The sequence below is a fragment of the Oribacterium sp. HCP3S3_B9 genome (assembly GCF_052064255.1).
Taxonomy (GTDB): domain Bacteria; phylum Bacillota; class Clostridia; order Lachnospirales; family Lachnospiraceae; genus Oribacterium.
In genome coordinates this window covers 1-1,023 of record NZ_JBQHVY010000058.1, presented here as the reverse complement: position 1 = coordinate 1,023, position 1,023 = coordinate 1, and the positions used below count along the sequence as shown (strand labels likewise).

Sequence of the window (1,023 nt, the reverse complement as noted above, 5' to 3'; positions counted from 1 at the left end):
TACACTATGATTACACCACTCCTTTCGGAGGACCTCGATAATGCAAAGCGCATAGCGATGCGGGAAAAGATCGCACAGGACAACTTAACGACCGCAAGATCGCTCTACCGATACGAAAAGGCATACCGTGAAAACGGGTTTCAGGGGCTTCGACCGACGGATCGCCAGAAGCGGCGCTCTCAGGCGCTGCCGGAAAACTTCGATGAACTTCTCAACGAAGCCATCCAGCTCCGACGGGAAGTTCCCGAGCGCTCGGTGGAACAGCTGATACTGATCCTCGAGCTGGAAGGGCGGGTCGCTCCGGGTGTGCTGAAACGCTCGACATTGGAGAGGCATCTCTACAATGCCGGCTTCGGTTCAGAGCATCTGCGGACCTACAAGGATGCACGGGAGAGCTCCTCGAAGCGCTTCTGCAAGCCACACCGTATGATGCTGATCCAGGGAGACATCAAGTATGGGCCACTGCTTCCAATCGGAAAACGCGGAGCCAAGGTCAAGACCTACCTGTCGTCGGCGATAGACGATCATTCGAGGTTTGTCATTGCCTCGAAGTTTTACGCCTCTCAGGAGGAAGAGGTTGTAGAAGATACCTTCCGGTCCGTGCTGCTTCGTGCAGGAGCATTTGACCGATGCTACTTTGATAACGGTTCTCAGTACGTCGCAAAGCAACTGAAGCTGTCGCTGGCAAAGCTTGGTATCTCGATCTCGCATGCGCCGGTAAGGAGCGGGAAGTCGAAAGGCAAAATCGAGAAATTCCATCAGGTGGTGGATACATTCGTCCGGGAAAGCAAGCTGAAAAACGTCCGAACACTGGATGAGCTTAACCGTCTGTGGAGTATCTACCTCGAGGACCATTACCATAACGATCCTCATGCGGGCATCGCCGAGTACTATCAGTGCCTCAATGCTGATGTTCCACCGGAAGGGATCACACCACGGCAGGAATGGAACCGGGATACACGTCCGCTGAACTTTATCGATGTCAATACCATCGCAGAAGCCTTTCTGCATCACGAAAATCGG

1 protein-coding gene is annotated in these 1,023 nt (G+C 53.6%); it reads left to right on the top strand.

Features of this window, described 5'->3' with window-relative positions; genetic code table 11:
* Nucleotides 1–1,023, top strand: a 1,023-nt coding sequence (locus ACTNC3_RS11380; protein WP_441227501.1) for a DDE-type integrase/transposase/recombinase, incomplete at both ends; no start/stop codon positions are given.